The sequence below is a fragment of the Achromobacter sp. ACM01 genome (assembly GCF_014851745.1).
GTDB classification, from domain to species: domain Bacteria; phylum Pseudomonadota; class Gammaproteobacteria; order Burkholderiales; family Burkholderiaceae_B; genus Achromobacter; species Achromobacter aegrifaciens.
In genome coordinates, this window is the sequence record NZ_JACVAF010000002.1 from 134,276 (window position 1) to 157,404 (window position 23,129).

At 65.3% G+C, this 23,129-nt stretch carries 17 protein-coding genes and 1 pseudogene; 6 read left to right on the plus strand and 12 right to left on the minus strand.

Features of this window, described 5'->3' with window-relative positions:
* Window position 1: 1 nt before the first annotated feature.
* From IB268_RS09065 to IB268_RS09075, 3 genes are all read left to right on the plus strand, one after another.
* Window positions 2-670 (plus strand): hypothetical protein, encoded by a 669-nt coding sequence (locus IB268_RS09065; RefSeq protein ID WP_225590569.1) that lies wholly within the window; start codon window positions 2-4, stop codon window positions 668-670.
* Window positions 671-738: 68 nt separating this feature from the next.
* Complete coding sequence (locus tag IB268_RS09070; protein WP_054456511.1) at window positions 739-1,041, plus strand: helix-turn-helix transcriptional regulator; 303 nt, start codon at window positions 739-741, stop codon at window positions 1,039-1,041.
* Between the two features lie 61 nt (window positions 1,042-1,102).
* The gene (locus tag IB268_RS09075; protein WP_192354120.1) at window positions 1,103-2,089 is read left to right on the plus strand and encodes a zinc-dependent alcohol dehydrogenase family protein; all 987 of its coding nucleotides are present in this window, start codon (window positions 1,103-1,105) and stop codon (window positions 2,087-2,089) included.
* Between the two features lie 1,081 nt (window positions 2,090-3,170).
* On the opposite strand, the gene IB268_RS09080 is transcribed toward IB268_RS09075, so the two are convergent.
* From IB268_RS09080 to IB268_RS09120, 9 genes are all read right to left on the minus strand, one after another.
* The gene (locus tag IB268_RS09080) at window positions 3,171-3,680 is read right to left on the minus strand and encodes a flavin reductase family protein (protein ID WP_054456513.1); all 510 of its coding nucleotides are present in this window, start codon (window positions 3,678-3,680) and stop codon (window positions 3,171-3,173) included.
* Between the two features lie 73 nt (window positions 3,681-3,753).
* Window positions 3,754-4,782 (minus strand): methionine synthase, encoded by a 1,029-nt coding sequence (locus IB268_RS09085; RefSeq protein ID WP_118933039.1) that lies wholly within the window; start codon window positions 4,780-4,782, stop codon window positions 3,754-3,756.
* A 27-nt stretch (window positions 4,783-4,809) separates the two neighbouring features.
* Window positions 4,810-5,793, minus strand: coding sequence for a DUF1852 domain-containing protein (locus tag IB268_RS09090; protein ID WP_054456515.1), 984 nt, complete (start codon window positions 5,791-5,793; stop codon window positions 4,810-4,812).
* Window positions 5,794-6,036: 243 nt separating this feature from the next.
* Complete coding sequence (locus IB268_RS09095; protein WP_054456516.1) at window positions 6,037-6,927, minus strand: LysR family transcriptional regulator; 891 nt, start codon at window positions 6,925-6,927, stop codon at window positions 6,037-6,039.
* A gap of 56 nt (window positions 6,928-6,983) precedes the next feature.
* On the minus strand, window positions 6,984-9,362 hold the full coding sequence (locus IB268_RS09100; RefSeq protein ID WP_225591344.1) for a TonB-dependent receptor: 2,379 nt from the start codon (window positions 9,360-9,362) through the stop codon (window positions 6,984-6,986).
* Window positions 9,363-9,601: 239 nt separating this feature from the next.
* Entirely contained in the window at window positions 9,602-10,570 is a 969-nt protein-coding gene (locus IB268_RS09105) for a FecR domain-containing protein (RefSeq protein ID WP_054456518.1), read from the minus strand.
* Window positions 10,567-11,079 (minus strand): sigma-70 family RNA polymerase sigma factor, encoded by a 513-nt coding sequence (locus IB268_RS09110; RefSeq protein WP_054456519.1) that lies wholly within the window; start codon window positions 11,077-11,079, stop codon window positions 10,567-10,569. The genes IB268_RS09105 and IB268_RS09110 overlap by 4 nt, the downstream gene beginning before the upstream one ends.
* Before the next feature lie 52 nt (window positions 11,080-11,131).
* Window positions 11,132-12,274 (minus strand): NADH:flavin oxidoreductase, encoded by a 1,143-nt coding sequence (locus IB268_RS09115; protein ID WP_054456520.1) that lies wholly within the window; start codon window positions 12,272-12,274, stop codon window positions 11,132-11,134.
* Window position 12,275: 1 nt separating this feature from the next.
* The gene (locus IB268_RS09120; RefSeq protein WP_054456521.1) at window positions 12,276-12,671 is read right to left on the minus strand and encodes a RidA family protein; all 396 of its coding nucleotides are present in this window, start codon (window positions 12,669-12,671) and stop codon (window positions 12,276-12,278) included.
* 139 nt (window positions 12,672-12,810) lie between these two features.
* Between IB268_RS09120 and IB268_RS09125 the strand changes: the two genes are divergently transcribed.
* Window positions 12,811-13,719, plus strand: coding sequence for a LysR substrate-binding domain-containing protein (locus tag IB268_RS09125; RefSeq protein WP_175182278.1), 909 nt, complete (start codon window positions 12,811-12,813; stop codon window positions 13,717-13,719).
* Between the two features lie 31 nt (window positions 13,720-13,750).
* Here the strand turns inward: IB268_RS09125 and IB268_RS09130 are convergent.
* Window positions 13,751-14,442: pseudogene (locus tag IB268_RS09130) on the minus strand (TetR/AcrR family transcriptional regulator).
* 15 nt (window positions 14,443-14,457) lie between these two features.
* Here IB268_RS09130 and IB268_RS09135 point away from each other — a divergent pair.
* On the plus strand, window positions 14,458-15,885 hold the full coding sequence (locus tag IB268_RS09135) for an MFS transporter (RefSeq protein WP_192354122.1): 1,428 nt from the start codon (window positions 14,458-14,460) through the stop codon (window positions 15,883-15,885).
* Here the strand turns inward: IB268_RS09135 and IB268_RS09140 are convergent.
* The gene (locus IB268_RS09140) at window positions 15,863-16,792 is read right to left on the minus strand and encodes a LysR family transcriptional regulator (RefSeq protein WP_192354123.1); all 930 of its coding nucleotides are present in this window, start codon (window positions 16,790-16,792) and stop codon (window positions 15,863-15,865) included. The genes IB268_RS09135 and IB268_RS09140 overlap by 23 nt on opposite strands.
* 152 nt (window positions 16,793-16,944) lie before the next feature.
* Between IB268_RS09140 and IB268_RS09145 the strand changes: the two genes are divergently transcribed.
* Entirely contained in the window at window positions 16,945-19,527 is a 2,583-nt protein-coding gene (locus IB268_RS09145) for a penicillin G acylase (RefSeq protein ID WP_192354124.1), read from the plus strand.
* On the opposite strand, the gene IB268_RS09150 is transcribed toward IB268_RS09145, so the two are convergent.
* Window positions 19,499-23,110 carry an ABC transporter ATP-binding protein gene (locus IB268_RS09150; protein ID WP_192354125.1) on the minus strand — a complete coding sequence of 1,204 codons (3,612 nt, stop codon included), beginning with the start codon at window positions 23,108-23,110 and terminating at the stop codon, window positions 19,499-19,501. The two genes, IB268_RS09145 and IB268_RS09150, sit on opposite strands and share 29 nt — an antisense overlap.
* Window positions 23,111-23,129: the final 19 nt, after the last annotated feature.

Below are 23,129 nucleotides of genomic sequence, written 5' to 3' on the forward strand. Positions count from 1 at the left end.
TATGACCAAGCCCATGACCATGCGACGGATTTTCCTGGCGCTTGCCGCGCTGGCCGTGTCGCCGGCCATCAACGCCCAGACGCCTTCCAAGCCTGCCGCCTGGACCCCGCCGGGCCCGACCGCATGCAGCTTCTCCGGATGGACGACGAACGATAAGCCTGCCATCCAGGTGCGCGCGGCGGCATCCGCCCAGGCAGCGGTGGTGGGCAGCCTGCCGACCACTCGCGGCGATGGCCCTGATCCCGAGATCGACTACTACAGCGTGACCTTCGACGTGACCGAGGCGCGCGACGGCTGGCTCAAAATCAGGAACGCCAGCGACGACAAGACCGGCGACGAACAGAGCAAGCCGCGACCCGTATATCGGGGCGAGGGTTGGATCGAGGCCGCGGATGCACAGGTCGGCATCCAGTCTGCGCGCGGCTACGCCCGCCCCGACACCGGCAGTGAACGGTTGCTGGATCTGGGCAGCGACTGGCTGACCGAAAGAGCTACGCTGCGCGGCATCGCCGCCTGCGAAGGCGAGTGGCTGTTGCTGGACTACCAGATGCGCAACAGCGACACGTTCGAGCCGCTGGCGTCCAAGGACCGCACGCGGGGACGGGCGTGGTTTCGCGGCGTCTGCTCGTCGTCGGAGACGACTTGCGACATGCGGTCGGTGGACAAGTGAGCAGACGAGCAGGCGTTCGTGCGAGTCCAATTTATTGACATATCGGGAAATCCCGATATCATGGCGCCATGGATCTGCTCGAAATATTCAAAGCCCTCTCCAACCGTACGCGCCTTGAGATCCTCAAAGGACTGAAGGATCCCGCCAAGAACTTCCCGCCGCAGGACGAGGGCGACGTTCATACGGTGGGGGTCTGCGTCAGCAGCATCCAGGAAGGCGTGGGGCTGTCGCAGTCCACGGTGTCCGACTATCTGGCGACGCTGCAGCGCGCGGGCCTGGTGGAAGCCAGGCGCATCGGGCAGTGGACCTACTACAAGCGGAACGAAGCAACCATACGTGCTCTTGCCGGGCTCATCGGGAAAGAGCTGTAATTTTTTTGCAGGTAAATATCGGTATTTCCCGATATCCCTATTTTTCGAAACAAGGAAAACCATGAAAGCGATGACACTCAAATCATTCGGCGGCCCGGAATCGTTCGAACTCCGCGAATTGCCCAAGCCGGTGCCGCAGGCGGGACAAGTCCTGGTCCGGGTACATGCGACCTCGATCAATCCCCTGGATTACCAGGTCCGGCGCGGCGATTATGCCGATCTGGTGCCGCTGCCGGCCATTACCGGGCACGACGTCTCGGGCGTGGTCGAAGCGGTGGGGCCGGGCGTGACGGCTTTCGTTCCTGGCGACGAAGCCTGGTACACCCCGCAAATCTTCGACGGGCCGGGCAGCTATGCCGAGTATCACGTCGCCGCGGAAGGCATAGTCGGGAAGAAGCCGCCCGCGCTGAGTCATCTTGAGGCGGCAAGCCTGAGCCTGGTCGGCGGGACCGCTTGGGAAGCGCTGGTCGTGCGCGCGGGGCTGAGAGTCGGGGAGAGCATCCTGGTGCACGGCGCCGCGGGCGGCGTCGGCCATGTGGCTATCCAGCTGGCCAAAGCCATCGGAGCGCAGGTGTACACGACCGTGCGCGCCGCCAACGCCGAGTTCGCGCGCAGCATGGGCGCTGACGTGGTCATCGATTACGAAAAGGAAGACTACGTCGAGGCCGTCATGCGGGAAACGGGCGGGCGCGGCGTCGACGTCGTGTTCGATACCATCGGCGGCGACACGCTTGCGCGCAGCCCCGATGCGCTTGCGCAATTGGGGCGGGTCGTCTCGATCGTGGACATCGCCCAGCCGCAAAACCTGATCCAGGCCTGGGGCAAGAACGCGAGCTACCACTTCGTGTTCACGCGGCAGAACCGCGGCAAGCTGGATGAATTGAGCGCGTTGGTCGCGCGCGGCCAGTTGCGGCCGCACGTGGGCGCGGTCTATGCGCTTGCCGACATTGCACAGGCTCATGCGCGGCTGGAAAGTCCCAACAATGGTATCCAAGGAAAGATCGCGATTGCCGTCGCGCCGTCGGCGTACCTTCAGTGCGGGGGGTAGGGCTTCGAGGTCGCGGACGCCGGCGACTCAAGAACCCCGCCTCACAACACCGAAGCGGCAGAGCCTCGAGCTTGCGGATGTCGGAGTTCTTTAGCCGCCGAGGCTGCCCTGCGCCATTCCGATGCTCGCCCCGGTGGGGCTGCGCTTCGGATGGCTCCGGGGTCCTCGGCTGGCAGTCGCCTAATGCGTTGGTTTCGGACCCGATCATGGGCTGATGCCGTGAGGCGGGGGCCGGACGGAGGGATCCGAAGCGCAGCCCCACCGGGGCGAGCATCGGAATCCCGCAGTCCGGACGTCGGCGACTCAAGAACCCCGCCTCACAACACCGAAGCGGCAGGGCTTCGCGCTTGCGGACGTCGGCGTTCTTTAGCCGCCGAGGCTGCCCTGCGCCATTCCGATGCTCGCCCCTGTGGGGCTGCGCTTCGGATGGCTCCGGGGTCCTCGGCTGGCAGTCGCCTAATGCGTTGGTTTCGGACCCGTTCATGGGCAGATGCCGTGAGGCGGGGGCCGGACGGAGGGATCCGAAGCGCAGCCCCACTGGGGCGAGCATCGGAATCCCGCAGTCCGGACGCCGGCGACTCAAGAACCCCGCCTCACAACACCGAAGCGGCAGGGCTTCGCGCTTGCGGATGTCGGCGTTCTTTAGCCGCCGAGGCTGCCCTGCGCCATTCCGATGCTCGCCCCGGTGGGGCTGCGCTTCGGATGGCTCCGGGGTCCTCGGCTGGCAGTCGCCTAATGCGTTGGTTTCGGACCCGTTCATGGGCAGATGCCGTGAGGCGGGGGCCGGACGGAGGGATCCGAAGCGCAGCCCCACTGGGGCGAGCATCGGAATCCCGCAGTCCGGACGCCGGCGACTCAAGAACGCCGCCTCACAACACCGAAGCGGCAGGGTCTCGGGCTTGCGGACGTCGGCGTTCTTTAGCCGCCGAGGCTGCCCTGCGCCATTCCGATGCTCGCCCCGGTGGGGCTGCGCTTCGGATGGCTCCGGGCAGCCTCGGCTGCAGTCGCCTAATGCGGTGGCTTCAGGCCCCGTTCATGGGCAGATGCTGTAAGCCGGTGTCCGGGCGGAGGAGGCGAGACCTTATATCGCGCCATGCGCGGCGATATTCCGATACTGCCCTTTGAAATACAGCAATGGCTGCGTGGAAGCAGCGATTTGCAGATCCAACGCTTTCACCTCGCCAATCACGATCAGGTGATCGCCTGCGGCGTGTTCGGCATAAATCTCGCAATCAAGCCAATGCAGGCTGCCGGCAATGATCGGGTTACCCAGCGGCGATTCCTGCCAGTCCACGTCGTGCCACTTGTCCGTGCCGCGCTGCGCGAATTGGTTGGAAATCCTGACTTGCTCGTCGGAGAGAATATTGACTACGAATCGACCCGCCTGGCGAATTTTGGGATAACTGGCCGAACTGCACATCACATTGAACGACACCAACGGCGGATTCATCGAAACGCTGTGGAATGACTGGCAGGTGAAGCCTATCGGCTCGCCTTCGATCTGCGATGTGATTACCGTGATGCCGGACGCGTAGTGCCCGAGAGCTTCGCGAAAGCGCCTGGGCTCGATCGCAGTACTGGAAAGTGACATAGTGGGGGTTGAATACTGGGTGCAGCTCGATTTGGTCGTCGCGAGCCGCGCGACGACCATTTCCGCCTGGGAATCAGTTCGAGAGTTCCCGGCGGACGATTTCCGCGCCGGCGCTCAAGGCGCTCAGCTTGCCTCGTGCGACTGCGCGGGACAAGGGAGCCATGCCGCAGTTGGTGCAAGGATAGAGCTTGTCGGCATCGACAAACTGAAGCGCCTTGCGCAGGGTGTCGGCGACTTCCTCGGGAGTTTCAATGGTGTTGGTTGCCACATCAATGGCGCCCACCATCACTTTCTTGCCCCGGATGAGTTCGATCAGATCCATAGGGACGCGCGAGTTCTGGCATTCCAGCGAGACGATGTCGATACTGGATTTTTGCAGCTTGGGAAAAGCCTCTTCGTATTGCCGCCACTCCGATCCCAGCGTCTTCTTCCAATCCGTATTGGCCTTGATGCCATAGCCATAGCAGATATGGACGGCGGTTTCGCACTTGAGCCCTTCAATGGCCTTTTCCAGCGTGGCCACGCCCCAATCATTCACCTCGTCAAAGAACACGTTGAATGCGGGCTCGTCAAACTGGATGATGTCGACACCCGCAGCCTCCAGCTCCCTGGCTTCCTGATTGAGAATCTTGGCGAATTCCCACGCCAGCTTTTCGCGGCTTTGATAGTGGCCGTCGTAAAGCGTATCGATCATCGTCATGGGACCCGGCAAGGCCCATTTGATCGGTTGCTTGGTCTGCTGGCGCAAGAACTTGGCATCTTCGACGAACACCGGCTTGCGGCGCGCCACGGCGCCCACAACCGTCGGCACGCTCGCATCGTAGCGGTCGCGGATCCTGACGGTCTTGCGGTTCTCGAAGTCCACGCCTTCCAGGTGCTCGATGAACGTCGTCACGAAATGCTGACGCGTTTGTTCGCCATCGCTGACGATATCGATGCCGGCGTGCTGCTGTTCCTGCAGCGACAGACGCAGCGCATCCTGCTTGCCTTCGGCCAAGCCCTCGTCCTGCAATTTCCAGGGAGACCAGAGTTTCTCGGGTTCAGCAAGCCAGGAGGGTTTAGGCAAGCTGCCGGCAGTGGAAGTAGGGAGCAATTTTTTCACAATAGATGCCTTGATATTTTTGATTGGTCAAAGAGGGTAGTTGGCGGACCACTGCTCAAGAATCGCCTGGTGCGGTTTGATGAAGTGTTCCTCGACAAACCTTCCCTGCTCGATAGCCAATTGGCTACGTTCCTCTCGATCGTAGACAATCCGGGTCAAGGAATAATCCTGATGCTTCAAACTGGGCTGGTAGGATTTTCCTGCCGCGGAGTTCGCGTTGTAGATCTCTGGCCGGTATATCTTCTGGAAGGTATCCATCGTGCTGATGGTGCTGATCAGCTCCAGATTGGTGTAGTCGCTCAGCAAATCGCCGGAAAAATAAAAAGCCAAAGGCGCGGCGCTGTTCGGCGGCATGAAGTAGCGGACCTTCATGCCCATCTTCTTGAAGTATTCGTCAGTCAGGGAATATTCATCCTGCTGATACTCAACGCCCAGTACAGGGTGCTGGTTTTCAGTCCGATGATAGGTCTTGCTGCTCGATACGCTCAGGCATATCACGGGCGGCTTGCTGAAGTGCTGCTTGTAAGTGCTTGAATTTACAAAGCACTTGAACAGCTTCCCGTGCAGGTCTCCGAAATTCTCTGGAGCGCTGAATACCGGCTGGTTCTTGGTGTGTTCCAGCAGCAGCACGCTGAAGTCATAATCCCGCACGTACGAGGAAAAGTTATTCCCGACGATGCCTTCGATGCGTTCGTTGGTCTTCTTGTCGACGATGCTCGTCTTCAGTATTTCGATCAAGGGGAGGGCATTGCCACTGCTTGCGCCGGGGATGCTCATCTCGACGGAAATGATCTCAAGGTTGACGGCGTATCGGTCGCCCTTGGGATTGTCCCAATGCGCCAGGGCATTGAAGCGGTTGTCGATCATCCGGAGGGTGTTGCGCAGGTTCTCCTGGCGACTCGTGCCCCGGGCCAGATTGGCGAAGTTGGTTGTGATCCGCGTATTGTCTGAAGGACGATAGTCCTCATCGAAACAAATGCTCTTGATGGCAAATGCAAACTCTTTACTCATGGTGCTCTGCTGCCCTGAATCCTGAGATAAAACCCGCGTCTATTTCCTGCTTTTCCAGCGCTGCCTGTTTTCTTTCTTTATTCAGCAGTCTTGACTTTGGCGGTACAGGGGGCGTAGTTTATGTCGGGCAATCCATGAATAAAAGTGAATTGATCTAATGGATCAATTAGTCTGATTCATGGATGAGCGCGCGGCCGATCTGCCGGAAGATCAGACCGCCTGGCGAGCAGCCGCAGCCGCGAATCAAGCCGTGGCAGGCTTTTTCGCTTGTTCAATGAATGCGCGCAGATAGTCGATGCCGATATCTGCCTCGCGTGCACCCAGATAGATGTGTTTGGCAATGCCTTTCTTGCCCAAGCGGACTGGCACCACATGCATCGTGTCCGCGTACTCCAGCACCAGCCACCGCGGCAACGCCGCCACCCCACGGCCGCTGGCGACCATTTGCAGCATGATGTCGGTGGTCTCGATGGCCTTGTGGCGCTTGGGTATGATGCCGGCCGGCGTCAGGAACATGTTGTAGATGTCGAGCCGGTCTACCGGCACCGGATAAGCCACCAGTACTTCGTTGGCAAGCTGTTTGGGAGTGACGTACTCCTCCCGGGCAAGAGGGTGGTTGCCGGCGACGACCAGCACTTGTTCGTAGTCGAACACGGGCTCGAACACGAGCCCGGGTTTGTTCAGCGGGTCAGGCGTGACCAGCAGGTCGATTTCGTAGCCGAACAGCGCCCCGATGCCGCCGAACTGGAATTTCTGCTTCACGTCCACGTCCACATCCGGCCAGGCTGCCAGATACGGCGAGACGATCTTCAGCAGCCATTGATAGCAGGGATGGCATTCCATGCCGATGCGCAGCGACCCGCGTTCTCCCTGGGCGAACTGGCGCAGTCGTTCTTCGGCCAGGGTCAGTTGCGGCAATACCCGGTTGGCCACCGCCAACAGGTATTGGCCGGCTTGCGTGAGCCTCAGGCTGCGGCCTTCGCGCAGCCAGATGTCGGTGCCCAGTTGCTGCTCCAGCTTCTTCATGCTGTGGCTCAGGGCCGACTGCGTCACGTGCAGGACGCCAGCGGCGGCAGTCAGCGAACCCTGCTTTTCGACCTCCTGCACGATGGATAGATGGACACGATCAAGCATGATGAAAATTCATGGTTTATTGAGATAAAACCATTTTACTTAATCGTTTCGCTCTATCAGAAGGTCCCGCGCACCGTCAGCGTCGCGTTGCGGGGCTCGCCGTAGAAGCTGCCCCAGCCCGGCGCGCCTATCGTCTGGTAGTAGGTCTTGTCGAAGAGATTGTTCACGTTCAATGCCGCCGACCAGTTCTTGTTGATCTTGTAGCCGATGCGTGCATTCCAGACGGCGTAAGGCGCCTGCGAGACTCGCACCGAGCGGGTTTCCGTGTAGCTGCCGGTCTGGTAGTTCACGCCGCCGCCCAAGGTCCACGCCGACCATTCGCCGGGCAGGCGGTAGTCGGACCACAGGCGCAGGATGTGCTTGGGCGTTACCGTGCGGCCGAAGTTGGTGCTTGATACCTCGGTGTCGTCCAGGAACTTGAGGGTGTTGAAGGTGTAGCCGGCAAACAGCTGCCAGCCCGGGGCCACCTCGCCGCTGATTTCGGCGTCCACGCCCTGGCTGCGCACCTTGCCGCTGGACAGATAGCAGACGTCGCCCACGGTGCATGCGCTGACCAGGTCTTGCTGGGCGCGGTTCTTCTGGTCGACGCGGAAGAGAGCGACCGAGGCGTTGACCCGGCCATCGAGCAGCTCGCCCTTGATGCCTGCTTCGTAGTTCTTGCCCATGATGGGGTCGAGTATCTGGCCCGACGCGTCCACGGCGTTCTGCGGCTCGAAGATTTCCGCAAAGCTGACATAGCCGGACCACTGGGGATTGAAGGCGTAGATCAGGCCGCCGTACGGTGTGACGACGCCGTTTTCCTTGTAGGGGTCGGTGTACTGCTTGCCGTCGTCGCGGTACTTGCCGGTGTTCTCGTACCAGCTGACGCGGGCGCCCGCCACCAGCGTCAACGGATCGGCCAGCTTGAAGCGGCCGACGCCGTAGACGCCGGTCTGCTTCATCGTGATGACGGTCGCGGCGCCGCGGTAGGCATTCTCGCGCAGCCAGTCGTCGGTGGGTTCGGGCACATGGTGATCCGGGTCCCAGACGTTTACGGCGCGGTTCAGTCGCGCGGTCGCGAAATCGTTCTTGCTGGTCAGTTCGTTGATGCTGGCGCCCACGCTGATCGAATGCTTGCGGCCCAGCGCCTCAAACGCGCCGTCCACATCCAGGTTGAGCGCCTTGTTGTGCGTGGAGAAATCGAAGATGCCGGCGTACATCGTCGGCCCCAGTCCGGTGGCCGGATTGACCGCGCCTTCGGTGAAGGCGTATTTGGAATCGTTGGACTCCTGGGTAGAAGTCCCGGTGAGTTTCAGCGACCAGTCCTGGTTGAAGCGGTGCGCAAGCTCGGCGAACACGGTGGTCTGCTTGCCGTTCCAGCGGTTCCAGTCTTGCGAGAGCGAAGTCGAACGCTTCAGCCCGATGTCGTCGCCGTTGGTGTAGTGGGGCAGGCCGTGGAAGAACGGCGTGGATCGCAGTTCTTCGTAGCTGACGCCGCCGGTCAAGGTGGTGGCGGGGCCCAGGTCGTAGCTGAGTACGCCATACAGCACGCCGGTGCGGCTGTCGGCGTTGTCGTAGAAGTAGTCCCGATCGTTGTAGCTGGCCACGGCGCGTCCGCGAAGGGAGCCCGACGCGTTCAAGGGGCCGGTCGCATCGATGTCGGCGCGGTAGTTGTTCCAGGAGCCGCCGCTGGCTAACAACTGCACCTGGTTTTCGGCCAGCGGGCGCTTGCGCACCAGGTTGACCGCGGCGCTGGGCGAGCCGGCGCCCTGCAACAGGCCGGTGGCGCCGCGGATGATTTCGACGCGGTCCAGGATCACGGTGCTGCTGGTGAAGCTGTTGGCCTGGGGGTAATAGAACGCGCGGTTGACGCCGTCGAACTGGTAGCTGTCGACGCGGAAGCCGCGCGAGAACACGTAGTTGCCGCCCATCGGGCTCTTGTAGAGCGTCATGCCGGTGCTATTGGCCAGCACGTCGTCCAGCGTGTTGGCGTTCTGGTCGTCCATGCGCTGGCGCGTCACCACCGTGACCGATTGCGGAATCTCTTTCAGGGTCTGCTCGCCCTTGCCTATGGTCACGAACCCGCTGGTATAGCTGCCCGTGCCTTCGGTGACGGCCGGGTCGGCCATGCCTGTCACCGTGACTGGCGCGAGCGTGGTCGCGTCGCCCTGCGGAATGCGGCGCAGGTGATAACCCTCTCCGTTGGCGTTGGCCACGGCTTGCAGGCCCGTGCCTGCGAGCAGGCGCGTGAGGCCCTGTTCCGCGGTGTAGCGGCCGCTAAGCCCTTGCGTCATCACCCCGCGGGTCAGCGTCGGCGACGCGGCCACGGTGACGTTGGCGGCGACTCCGAACTGGCCCAGCGCTTCGTCCAGCGTCGTGGGGGCGATGGCGAAGGCGACCCCTTGCGCGGTCGCGGGCTGGGCCCAGGACACGGCGGGCGCGGCGAGCGGGGCCATTGCGGCCAAGGCCAGATGGACGGCAAGGCGCAAGCGCGCCGGGACTACCCCGGGGGTCTGGGGCGCGGCAAGAGTAGAGGGTGTATGGCGTGCTGCCATGAGGGCTTCCTGGTTCGTCGATGGGTAAGGCCAGACCGCGGGCGCCTCGGGTCTGTCTCTATGTCTAACGAACCACATCCGAAAATCTTCGCCGTCGTTACAAATTTCCTGGAAGATCGCCCAGGCTGAGGCTCTGCACGTCAGGCGCGATCGACGCTGACCCAGTAGCGCGTGCGGTATCGCAGCCTCAGGTCCAGCACGCCGGCCAGGACTTCCAGCGCCCGGTCGGTGTCGTCGATGCGGAACGCCCCGGTGACTTCGAGGTCCGCCACCCTGGGGTCGCAACGCAGGATGCCGACGCGGTAGCGCCCCAGTTCCGCGAGGAACTGGTCCAGCCGCATGCGGTTCGCGACCAGCATGCCGGCGGCCCAGGCAGGCTCCGTGCCGTCGACACGGATTGCGGGAGCCAGCGTGCGTCCGTCGAATTCCGCCTGTTCGCCGGCATGCACGACCCGCCCGGCGGGATCCACGCGCACAGCCCCTTCAAAGACGGCAAGACGCGTCGAGCCATCGCTGTCGTCCAGCTGGCGGACGGTAAAGCGCGTGCCCAGCGGCGTGAGCAGGCCGTGCCGGGTCTGCACGCTGAAGGGGCGTCCGGCGCCATCCGCGCCCGTCGCGATCAGGATTTCTCCGCTGCGCAGCGTGACGCGGCGTTGCTGCGCGTCGTAGCGCAACGCCACGGCAGTGTCGGTGTTCAGCGTCAAGAGGGTGCCGTCAGTCAGGGTCATGGTCCGCTGCTCGCCGGTGGCGGTGCGATAGACGGTGCTGCCTTCCCACCAGCCTTCGCGCGCGCCCGCCCATGCCAGCGTGCCCAGGCAGATGCCGCCCGTGGCCCATTTCATGACGCTGCGGCGCGAACGCTGCTCGCAGTAACGCAGGATGGTCTGGCTGGCGGCGCCTTCGGACACCTTGCCGGTGTTGATGGTGTGGACCTCGCGCCCGATGCCCTGCAGGCGCTGCCAAGCCAGTTCGTGGCGCGCGTCTGCCTGACGCCAAGCCGCACAGGCGGCTTGCGTGGCCGCATCGGGCGCGTCCCCGGTCCGCATCATCCAGAGCGCCGCCTGCTTGATGATGTCGGGATGCAGCCGTTCGGCTTGGGCGGCGCTCATGCGTACAGCACCGCGTAGCAATGCTCCCAGGCCTTGACGATGTCGCGCTGCACGGCCGCCACCGAAATGTCGAGCTGCTGGGCGATGTCGCGGTAGGGCAGGCCTTCCACCTGCGCCAGCACGAAGACCCGGCGCGCCCGCGGCGGCAACTGCTCCAGCATGCGGCATACGGCGTTCAGCGCCTCCATCACCAGCGCATGCGTTTCGGGACTAGGCTCGACGGCCTCGCTGCGCGAGGCCAGCGTTTCCAGATAGGCCTGTTCCACCGCGCGGCGGCGCGACTGGTCGATAAGGAGGCGCTTGGCGACGGTGGTGAGGAAACCGCGCGGCTCGGCGAACGCCGCGCGCGACTCGCTGCGCATGACGCGTTCGAAGGTGTCGTGCGCCAGGTCCGCGGCGTTTTCGGTGTTGCCGCTGAGCCGGCGGCGCAGCATCTGCACGAGCCAGCCGTGATGCTCTCGATACAGGCTGACGAAATCGTCGGAGGAGGCAAAGTCGGCGCTAGGCAAGGGGGCTTCCGTTCAAACGCTAATGGGAATGATTGCTAATTGTATAGGATCATCATTCCGGGCGTGCCTCGCGATGCCGCGCCGCATTGGCCAGATCCGCAATCGGCGCCAGCAACCCCCGATCAAAACTCTCCATCGCCGCGCCCGCGCGCAATCTTGCGGGCCAATCGGCATGCGTCAGCGCGCCGCGCCCGAGCGAAACGAAGTCCGCTTCCTCCCGCGCCATCATCCCGTTGGCCGCCATCGGGTCATGCAACGATCCGTTGGCCAGCACCGGGACCGCGACGTGCCGCCGCGCCAATGCCGCGAGGCTTGGGCCCTGATCTCCAAAAGCCGGACGCCAGGCCTCGAACTCGGTCGTGTGCAGGTAGTCGATGGGCTGGGCGCCCAGCGTGCGGTAGATCTGCGCCGCATCCGCCTCGCCGCCTTCCCACTTGTGGGTGAAGTCATTGACCTTGCCCTGGGAGCTGCGCACGCCCACGACATAGCGCTGCCCCGTAGCCTGGCGTACGGCCTGGATGACTTCCAGCGTCAAGCGCAGCCGGTTGTCCAGGTTGCCGCCATAGCGGTCTGTGCGCAGATTGGTGTGGGTGGTGAGGAACTGGTCCAGCAGGTAGCCGTTGGCGCCGTGTATCTCGACGCCGTCGAAGCCGGCCTCCTGCGCCCGGCGCGCGGCCTGGGCAAAGCCGTCGATGGCCTCCGCGATGTCCACGTCCGACATGGCTTCAGGCGTCCGGTACGGCCCATCGCCCCGATAGAACGCCATCTGCTGTCCCTTGGGCTGTACGGCCGAGGGACCCTTCGTCGTGCCGCGGTATGGGTTGCCCTGCGACAGCGCACCCGCGTGCATGAGCTGCGCGATGATGCGGCCGCCGTGCGCATGCACACGGTCGACCACGGGGCGCCAGGCGTCGCGCTGGGCCTCGTCGGTCAGGCCGGGTTGGAACAGGTAGCCCTGCGCATGCGCCCGGTCGGTGTAGATGCCCTCGGTGATCACCAGGCCGAAGCCGCCGGCCGCGAAGGCTGCGTAGTAATCGGCCATCTGCGGCGTGGCGCGGCCATCTTCCGTGGCGCTGACGCGGGTCATGGGGGCGACGGCGAGACGATTGGCCAGGGTCAAGCCCCTTTCCAGCTGCAGCGGCGTGAACAGTCCGGCCTGCGCCGCGTCGTTCGTACGATAGTCGAGCGCGCCCATGTCAACGGCCCTCCTGCGGACGGACGGCCGCGATGGCCTCGATCTCGATCATGGCGGCCGGGTCGTAGAGCGCCTTGATCTCGGCGATCGTGTCGGCGGGGTAGGGAGCCGAGAAGTGGCGGCGGCGCAGCGTGACCACGTCCTGGAAGTGCCCCATGTCGGTGACGAAGATGGTCACCTTGATGACGTCCTTCAGGCTGGAGCCGCCGGCTTCGAGCGCGCGGCGCAAGTTCAGGAAGGCTTGTTCGCCCTGGGCCAGAAAGCCGCCCTCGACGATCTTGCCGTCATCGCCGGCGCCAGCCTGGCCGGAGATGAACAGCAGATTGCCGAACTGGATGCCTTGCGACAGCAGGAAGGGTTCGTAGTTGTCGGGCTGGGTGATGACGCGCTGTAGCATGATGCGATTTCCTTCATTTATGGTTGATCTGTGAATCAGCGCGAGAATCGCTGGTCCATGCCGTAAATGTAGGAATCTGCCGGGACGCTGACAAAGGTTCATTTATCAGCTATAAGATGAGAAAATCTCATCCATGACCATGCAACGCCGATCTCTTCCGCTCTCTGGACTGCGCGTATTCGAGGCCGCCGCGCGCCTGGGCAGTTTCAAGGCCGCCGCCGAGGAACTGGCCGTCACGCCGACCGCCGTCAGCCATCAGATCCGCGCGTTGGAAGCGCAGACCGGGCTGGCGCTGTTCGATCGCCACGTGCGCAGGGTGTCGCTGACTGAGGCGGGCGCACAGCTCTATCCTGTGCTGCGGGATGGTTTCGATGCCTTCGAGGCGGCGCTGGCGCGTTTGACGCAGCAGCGCACGCGGATGCAGGTGACCATCTCCGCGACCAACGCGTTCACGGTGAAATGGCTGGTGCCGCGCATGGCGGATTTCCGCAGCAAGCATCCGGGCATCGATCTACAGTTGCAAGCCAGCGACGACGTGGTCGATCTGCGATCGGCCGCGGTCGACATCGCGATCCGCTATGGCCGCGGGCCGTATCCGGGCCTCGTCGCGCAGCCGCTGTTCACGGACCGCTTCGCGCCCGTGGCGAATCCGCGGCTGGGCGTGGCATCGCCGGACGATCTGGCCGGCGTGCCCTTGATCCGTTTCAACTGGAAATGGTCCCATCCGGACAATCCGACCTGGGAGCGCTGGTTCGCGGTCGCGCAGCGTTCCTTGCCGCGGCAGGCGGGCCAGTTGCGCTTTTCCGATGAAGGCCACGCCATACAGGCCGCCGTCGCCGGCCATGGCGTGGCGCTGGTCAGCCTGGCGTTGATCGCCGAAGAATTGGAAGCGGGCCATCTGGTGCAGCCCTTCGGCCCGGAGATCGCCGGGCATACCTACCATCTGGCCATGCCCGCCGACCGGCCGCCCTCGGCGCCTGTCCAGGCGGTTGCACATTGGTTGAGCATGCAGGCGGTGGCGCAAGAACCGGGCCGCAAGAAAGCGTAGGCGGTCTGGCCGGAACCCGGGTTCGCCGTTGTCAGCGAGCCGCTTTTGCAAGCACTTCCATGGCAGCCGCCTTGGCGCGGCCGAACTCCGCATGGTCGTCCATCGACGCGGCGACGTTGGCATATGCCTGGTAGGCCAGCAGCTCCATGACCAGTTTCGCCTCGTCGGCGTCGGCTGCGATTTGTCCCTGCGCCCGGGCCTCGCGGATCAATCCGTAAAGACGCGTGCGTCCTGCTTCGCGGTATTGCTGGATGGCGTCGCGCAAGGGGCCGGGACGCGCACGATATTCGCTGCTTACCGCGGTGATGACGCAGCCGCCCGGAAGCTGGCGGGTTTCCACGAAGTCGAACCAGCCGTTCATCAGGGCGCGCAGCCGCGTCAGCGGCGTGCGCTTGCGCATGGCTGGCTCGACAACCTGGGTCTGGTACAGGCCTATCGCATGGGCCAAGGCCGCCAGTTGCAGGTTTTCCTTGTCGCCGAACAGAACCTGAAGATTGCTTTTTCCCACTTCAGCCAAGTCGGCCACCTGGCCGAAGGTCAGGCCGCCCAGTCCTTCGACGGAGAGGAGCTTTACGGCTTCGTCGAGCACGCGGGCTCGCGCGCGCTCGCCGCGCAAGCGGCGGCCATCGGGTGGGGGAGAGGGGGGCAACGGTTTCATCGGACCTTGTTTTTCTGCTTGCACGGGTTTCATTCTTTCACGATACTATAAATACGATCGTACATATATAAATGTGAAGAATGAACGCTGAATTTGCGCTGCAAGCTGAAAAGAACCGCCCCTGGCGCGCCCTCGCTGTGCTGTTGACGGGCAACTTCGTGACGATCCTGGATCTCTTCATCGTCAATGTCGCATTGCCCAGCATCCAGAGCGGCTTGTCGGCATCGGATACCGATTTGCAGCTGATCGTGGTGGCTTACGCTTTGGCTTATGGCTTGTGCCTGATCAATGGCGCGCGTTTGGGCGACCTGTTCGGGCGGCGGCGCTTGTTCCTGGCGGGCATGGGGCTGTTCACCGTGGCTTCGGCGTTATGCGGGTTGGCGGTCACGCCGTGGCAGCTCATCCTGGCGCGCGCCCTGCAGGGCGTGGGGGCGGGCGTGCTGATGCCGCAAGTGCTGGCTTCGATAAGAGTGGTGTTCGAGGGCGAGGCGCGCAGGCGCGCGTTCGGCATCATGGGCGCGGTGCAGGGCGTGGCCGCAAGCATTTCGCAGTTGCTGGGCGGCATGCTCATCACGCTGAATCCGCTGGACTTGGGGTGGCGGCTGGTGTTTCTCATCAACGTCCCGATCGGCATTGCCGCGTTGCTGGCGGGGCGGCGGGCGCTTCCCGAATGGCGCGCGCCGGTTCCGACGCGGGTGGACCTGCGCGGCGCGCTTGCGGGCGCTGCCGGGCTGGCCCTGATCCTGGTGCCTGTCATGGAGGGACGAGAGCATGGATGGCCCTGGTGGTCGCTTGCGGGGCCCGTGCTGGCGTTGGGTGTGCTGGCGTATTTCGTCCGCTATGAGAAAGCGCTGGCCCGGCGCGGTGGCGTGCCTGTGCTGGATATGGGCTTGTTTGCCAACCGGCCATTCGTGGCAGGCATAGGCGCGGTGTTTTTCTTTTTTTCAGCCATCAGTTCGTTCTTCTTCGCGTTGACGCTGCTGTTGCAGTTCGGGCTGGGGTTCGCGCCGCTGGCGGCGGGCGCCGTGTTCACGCCTTCGGCGCTGGCGTTCTTTGGCGCGTCGCTTGCCGGTCCGAAACTGGCCACCCGCTATGGACGCGGGGCGCTGCTGTTCGGTGTGCTGGTCTTTACCGCGGGCTTGGCGCTGTCCGCGGCTACCGCCGCCACGCAGCCCCAGAATCTGGCGCTGTTGGTGGCGTCACTGGTGCTGAATGGCGCGGGGCAAGGGCTGGTGATCCCGCTGGCATTCAACGCCATTCTGGGGGCGGTGCAGGAGGAACAGGCCGGCATGGCTTCCGGCATGCTCAGCACCTTGCAAGTCGTCGGGACTTCCGCGGGCGTGGCGGTAGTGGGCGGCGTCATCTTCACGATGCTTGAGGCCGCGGGGAGCTTGCCCGCCAGCGACGGCGCATCGATCTACGGAGGCGCGCTGGCGGCGGCCATGCTTTACAACATTGCGGCTGCGCTGCTCAGCTTCGTCCTTTTCAGGCTGGCGACGCGCCGATAGGCGCCAAGAATCCGTTCCAACATTCCCGGGTGAACTCATACAGCGCATCCTGTGCCGTCAACGGAGTGCGCCCCGCCAGCCGGGCCAGCGCATAGTGCCCCTGGCGTTGCGGGTCGGACGGGATCGGCACTTCGACCAGCAGCCCGGCTTCCTGCTGCTGCCGCGTGACGCAGATCACGCCCAGCAGCAAGGCGTCCGTGCGCAGCGCCAGTTCCACCAGCGCGTCCAGATTCTCGCAGCGGTGGGTGACCATTTGTTCCGGCGCGCCGCCCGGCCCCAGGGTTTCCGCGAGCCGCAGCGAGACTTCCGGGCTGAGAGTGGTGGATGCCACGGGGTACTGGCGGACCTGTTCTATGCCGGGCCGCTTGTGGGCAAGGATGGGATGGCCCCTGCGACACACCAGGCCCGCGCGCAGCGGGGGCAGGGCGCGGGTTTCCAGGTCGGCCGCGTCATACAGCATGCGGGCGTCGCAGACCATGGCGTCGATGCGTTCGTCGCGCAGCATTTCCAGCAAGGCGGCGGTGGCGCCCAGTTCGACGCCCACGCGTACCTGGGGATGGCGCTCTGCCATGTGGGCCAGGAAGGGCGACAGCAGCAGCGATGCGGGCGCCGGGCTCAGGCCGATGGACAGCGTGCCCGATTCGCCGCTGTGCAGTGTTTTCAGTTCGCGCTGCAGCTCCGCTTCTTCGAAGCGCATGCGGCGCGCGCGTTCGGCCACGCAGGCGCCGTAGGGCGTGAGGCGCACGCGACGGGTGCCGCGGTCGAGCAGAGGCAGGCCCAGTTCGGCTTCGAGCGCCTGGATGCTGCGGCTGAGCGCCGGTTGCGACAGGTTGACCGCCTCTGCGGCGCGCGAGTAAGTGCCGTGTTCGACCACCGCCAGCAGGTGTTTGAGTTTCTGGAAATCCATGTCCAAGCCGCATAAATACTATGAAATAAATGCATTGGAATTATAAATAGGCTGTTCGTATCATGGTCCCAGACGACGCCCGCAGAGGCGCCGCAAACCGTGCCCGGGGCTCGCACCGCGGCGCGGCTCGTCAAATACGGAGACAGATTCGAATGAAGCAGCACTTGTTGTCGGCCGCCATCCTGGCGGCCTGCGCGGCCATGGGCGCCCAAGCCCATGCCCAGGAAGTCCAGCAGCACGCTCAGAAGCAGTCCGAGGCCGCGTTGCGTCCGGCCGGCGCGGCCAGCGGCCAGGTCACGATCCGGCGCGACGGCTATGGCATGCCCCATGTGTACGCCAACACCGTGTACGGCATTTTCTATGGCTACGGCTATGCGGTGGCGCAGGACCGCCTGTTCCAGATGGAAATGGCGCGGCGCAGTACCCAGGGCCGCGTGGCCGAGGTGCTGGGCCAGCCCATGGTGGCGTTCGACAAATCCATCCGCGGCAATTTCTCGCCCGAGCGCATCCAGCGCCAATTGGCCGCGCTGCCCGCATCCGAGCGGCAGATCCTGGACGGCTATGCGGCCGGCATGAACGCCTGGATCGCGCGGGTGCGGGCCGAGCCCGGCAGCCTGATGCCCAAGGAATTCAACGATCTGCGTTTCCAGCCCGCGGACTGGACGGCCTATGACGTGGCGATGGTGTTCGTGGGCACCATGGCCAATCGTTTTTCCGATGCCAACAGCGAGATCGACAACCTGGCGCTGCTGACTGCCCTGAAGGACCAGCATGGCGACGAGCGCGCCATGCAGATCTTCAACCAGCTGCGCTGGATGACCGACAGCCGCGCGCCCACCACCGTGCCCGAGGAAGAGGGCGTGTACCGGCCCGATGGCGCCAAGCCGTCCGCCAGGCTGTCCTATGCGCTGCCGCGCTACGACGGCACGCCGCCCATGCTGGAACGCGTGGCGCGCGATCCGCAGACGCGCGGCGTGCTGGATGAGACGCCCGCGGCCGCGTCGGCGCGCCTGCTGGCGCAGTTCGCGGAATCGGGGCAGCCGGGCATCGCCGGTTTTCCGACCACCAGCAACATGTGGATCGTGGGCCGCGACCACGCCAAGGACGCTCGTTCCATCCTGCTGAACGGGCCGCAGTTCGGCTGGTGGAATCCCGCCTACACCTACGGCATCGGCCTGCACGGCGCGGGTTTCGACGTGGTGGGCAACACGCCGTTCGCCTATCCCAGCATCCTGTTCGGCCACAATGCGCACGTGACCTGGGGCTCGACCGCGGGCTTTGGCGACGACGTGGACATCTACGCCGAAAAGCTCGACCCGAACGACCGCACCCGCTACTTCCACGACGGCGTCTGGAAGACGATGGAAAAGCGCACCGAGCTCATCGAGGTCAAGGATGGGCAGCCGGTGGTGATGGACGTGTACCGCACGGTGCACGGCATCGTCACCAAGTTCGACGACAAGCAGCACGTGGCCTATGCCAAGGCGCGCGCCTGGGAAGGCTATGAGCTGCAATCGCTGATGGCCTGGACCCACAAGGCGCAGTCGCGCAACTGGGACCAGTGGAAGCAGCAGGCGGCGCGGCACGCGCTGACCATCAACTGGTACTACGCCGACGACAAGGGCAACATCGGCTACGCGCACACGGGCTTCTATCCCAAGCGCCGTCCGGGCCATGATCCGCGCCTGCCCGTGCCGGGCACGGGCGAGATGGACTGGGACGGCATGCTGCCGTTCTCGACCAATCCGCAGGTCTACAACCCGCGCCAGGGCTTCATCGCCAACTGGAACAACCAGCCCATGCGCGGTTATCCGTCCACCGACCTGTTCGCCATCGTGTGGGGCCAGGCCGACCGCTACGCCGAGATCGAGACCCGCCTGAAAGCCATGACGGCCAACGGCGGCAAGGTCAGCGCGCAGCAGATGTGGGACCTGATCCGCACCACCAGCTATGCCGACGTCAACCGCCGCCACTTCCTGCCGTATCTGCAGCAGGCGGTGCAGGGCTTGCCGGCGGACGATGCGCGGGCCGGGCTGGTTGCGGGGCTGGCGTCCTGGGACGGCATGGCCACCAGCGACAAGCAGGCCGGCTACTACGACAACGCGGGACCTGCCGTGATGGACGCCTGGCTGCGCGCCATGCTCAAGCGCACGCTGGCCGACGAGATGCCAGCGGACTTCTTCAAGTGGTACAGCGCCACCGGCTATCCGACGCAGGCGGCGCCCGCCACGGGTTCGGTCAACCTGACGGTGGGGGTGAAGGCGCTGTTCAACGCGTTGGCCGGCCGCGATTCGGGCGTGCCGCAGAAGTACGACTTCTTCAATGGCCAGCGGCCGCGGGACGTGAGCCTGGCCGCGCTGGACGATGCGCTGGCGGCCTTGCAGAAGACCTACGGCCAGGATCCGGCAAGCTGGCGCATACCCGCGCCGCCCATGGTGTTCGCGCCCAAGAATTTCCTGGGCGTGCCGCAGGCGGATGACAAGGCGGTGCTGAGCTTTGCGGCCACGCAGAACCGCGGCACCGAGAACAACATGACGGTGTTCGATGGCAAAGGCGTGCGCGCGGTGGACGTGGTGGCGCCGGGGCAAAGCGGTTTTGTCGCCCCGGACGGCACGCCGTCGCCCCACATCCGCGACCAGTTCGACCTGTACACCAGCTTCGGCAACAAGCGGGTCTGGTTCACGGATGCGGAAGTGCGCGCCAACGCTAAGTCGGTAGAGACGTTGCGCTATTGACGGCGTAGCCGCCCTGGTGGCTGGCCAGGCGCGCATAGACCCCTTGCCGTCTGAGCAACTGGTCGTGCGTGCCGGCCTCCGCCAGCGTGCCGCGATCCAGCACCAGGATCAGGTCGGCATCGCGTATCGTCGACAGGCGGTGCGCGATGACCAGCGTGGTCCGATGGCGCATCAGCACGTCCAGCGCGCCGCGCACCTGCATTTCCGACAAGGTGTCCAGGTGCGAGGTGGCTTCGTCCAGGATCAGCACGGGCGCGTTCTTCAGGAAGGCGCGGGCAATCGAGATGCGTTGGCGCTGGCCGCCGGATAGCTGCATGCCGCGTTCGCCCACGCGCGTCGCCAGGCCTTCCGGCAGGGCGCGCACGAAGTCCGCCAGCGCAGCCTGTTCCAGCGCGCGCGCCAGGTCCTCGGGGCTGGCTTCGGGGCGGGCCAGGCGGATGTTGCCTTCCAGCGTGTCGTTGAACAGATAGGTGTCCTGCGTCACCAGCGCTACGCGTTCGCGCAGGCCGTCCAGCTGCAGTTCCCGCAGGTCCACGCCATCGAGCTTGACCTGTCCCGCGCGCGGATCCCAGAAGCGCAGCAGCAGGCTGGCCACGGTGCTCTTGCCCGCGCCCGATGCGCCCACCACCGCCACGGTGGCGCCGGCCGGCACCTTGAAGCTCAGGTCGCGCAAGGTGTCCGCGGTCTTGCCTGGATAAGCGAAGCTCACGTGGTCGAAGGCCAGCGACAGGCCGTGGGCGGAGACGGGCGCCGGCAGCGGTCCGTCGGTCACGGGTTCGGGCTCGTTGGCGACCACATGCAGGCGGCGGGTGGCGGCGATGGTGTCCGCCAATTGCCGGCTGACCTGCGAGATCTCGGAGACTGGCAAGAAGGTCGCCAGGGCGATCAGCACCAGCAAAGGCAGCATGCCGGCCGACAGCGCGCCGGCCGATACCTGCAGCGCGCCCACGACGGCCACCGCCAGGCCGCCCAGGCCCATCGCGATTTCAAAGCCCGCGGTCTGGCGCGACAGGTCGTCCAGGATGTCCAGGCGGCGCGTACGGTAATGGTCCGCCACCCGCAGGAATTCATCGCGCCGGCGGCCGGTGGCCTGGAAGGCGGTCAGGTCGGCCAGGCCCTGGATGGTGTCGGTGGTGTGGGCGCTCATCTCGCCCAGCGCCTCGCGCGCCTTGTCGCCCAGCGCGTCGACCTTGCGGCGTCCGCGCACCGGCGACACCAGCGCATAGGCCAGGAAGGGCAGCAGCGCCAGCGCCACCGGCCAGCTGTAGACGCCCAGGAAACCCAGCACCGACAGCGGCACCAGGACCGAGACGATGGCTGGGGCGATGGTGTGCGCGTAGAAGTACTCCACCATTTCCACGTCCTGGGTGGCTAGCGCCACCAGGTCGCCGGAGCGGCGCTGCAACAGGTAAGCCGGGGCCAGGCGCTCCAGCTTGTCGTAGAGCTTGACCCGCATGTCGGCCAGCAGCTGGTACGCCATGGCGTGGGCCAGCCAGGATTCGAGCCAGTGGAACAGCGCGGCCAGCGGCGCGGCGACCAGCAGGCCCGCTATCAGGGCCGAGTAGTCGCGGCCGTCGCGGATGGCGGCGACGATCAGCGCGCTGAACACGCCCACGCCGATGTAGGCCGCGACCCGCGCTACGCCCAGCAGGATCGTGGCGGTCAGCGTGCCGCGCCACGGCCGCACCACCGAGAGCAGGGTGCCGAGCGTGGCGCGCCAGCCGACCTGGACCGCGTCCGCGTCCAGCGAGCGCAGGGCCGGGCCTTGCGCGCCGGATTCTTCGCCGGAGGCGTTGCGGTCGGTCGTTTCCGCGGGGACGGCAGCGGCGGAGGCAGGCGATCCCGCCGACGGATTGCGGTGCGCGGCCGCCTGTTCGTGCATCAGGCGGTAGTACAGGCCGTTTTGCCGCATCAGTTCTGCGTGCGGTCCTTCCTCCGCGACCCGGCCCTGGTCCAGCACCAGGCAGCGGTCGGCGCCGATGACGCTGGCCAGGCGGTGGGCCAGGATCAAGGTCGTGCGGCCGGCCATCAGGCGGTCCAGCGCCTGCTGGATCAGCGCTTCGTTTTCCGTATCCACCGACGACAGCGCCTCATCCAGGATCAGGATGGGCGCGTCGCGCAACAGCGCGCGGGCGATCGCCACGCGCTGGCGCTGGCCGCCGGACAGCTGCAGGCCGCGCTCGCCGATGCGGGTGGCGTAGCCCTCAGGCAGCGCCATGATGAAGTCGTCGATATTGGCGGCGCGGGCGGCGGCGCGCACCTGTTCGTGGGTGGCGTCGGGGCGGCCCAGCCGCAGGTTGTCGTCGATGGTGCCATGGAACAGCGTGATGTCCTGGCTTACCAGCGCGATGTGCGAAAGCAGTGCCTGCGTATCCAGTTCGTTCACGTCATGGCCGCCGATGCGGATGCTGCCGGATTGGGGCAGGCATTCGCGCAGCAGCAGGCGCACGATGGTCGACTTGCCGGCGCCGCTGGGGCCGACCACGCCGACGCGTTCGCCCGCCGCGATCCGGAAGCTCAAGCCCTGGTGGGCGCGGCGCTCGGGGGTGTAGGAAAACGCCACGTTGTCGAATTCGATGGTGGGCGCGAGCCGGCCCGGGGTCTTGCCGCCGGCGGCGGGGGCGGGTGTCAGCGGCTGCGCATCCGTCAGCGCATGGATGCTGGCGGCGGCCGACTGGCCCAGCATGCCCCGGTGCAGTACCGAGCGCAGGTCGCGCAGCGGGCGGAAGATCTCGGTGCCGGCCATCAGCACGATCAGCAGGGCTTCCACGCTCATGTCGCCGTGGGCCACGCGCCAGGCGCCCAGCGTCAGCGCCAGCGCCGCGCCCAGGGCCACGCCCAGGTCGCTGATGCCGCGCGTCAAGAGGCTGACGGAAAGCACCCAGAAGGTGTTGTCGGACAGGCTGCGGGCGCGGGCGGCCAGCCGCTGGCCCCAGGCCTTGCCCTGGCCATAGGACTTCAGCGTGGGCAGGCCCTGCACGGCGTCCAGGAAGTCCTCGCCGAAATCGTTCAGGGACTTGCTGCGGGCCAGGCTGGCGCGGCGGTCCAGCATGTGCACGGCCATGGGGCCGAACAGCGCGAACAGCGCCGCCGCCAGGAACACCAGCGCGGTGGGCACGTCCCAGAACGCGATCACGGCGAAGATGGCGAAGGGCGCTGCGGCGGCGATCGCGACTTGCGGCAGGTACTGGCCGAAGAAGGCTTGCAACTGCTCGACTCCGTCGACCACCGTCAGCATCACGCCGCCCGTGCGCTGGTTGGCGAACCAGGCCGGGCCCAGGCTCACGATGCGGTCATAAAGCCGCGCGCGCAGCGCATGCTGCACGGTGGCGGCGCAGCGGTTGGCCTGCACGGTGCGCCAATGGTCCAGGAAGGCGCGCAGCAGCACCATGGCGGCGGCCCACAGCGCCGGCGCGAGCCAGTCCTGCGACGGTGCGCCATCGAATACGCGGGCCAGCAACTGGCCCAGGAACACGTAACGGGCGATGCCGGCGGCCAGGGCCAGCAGGCCCAGGAAAATGCCGCCCGCCATGCTGGCGCGCAAGCCCGCCGTCAACTGCCAAAGGCGCGAATCGAAATACATAGCAAACTCCTTTCAGTGC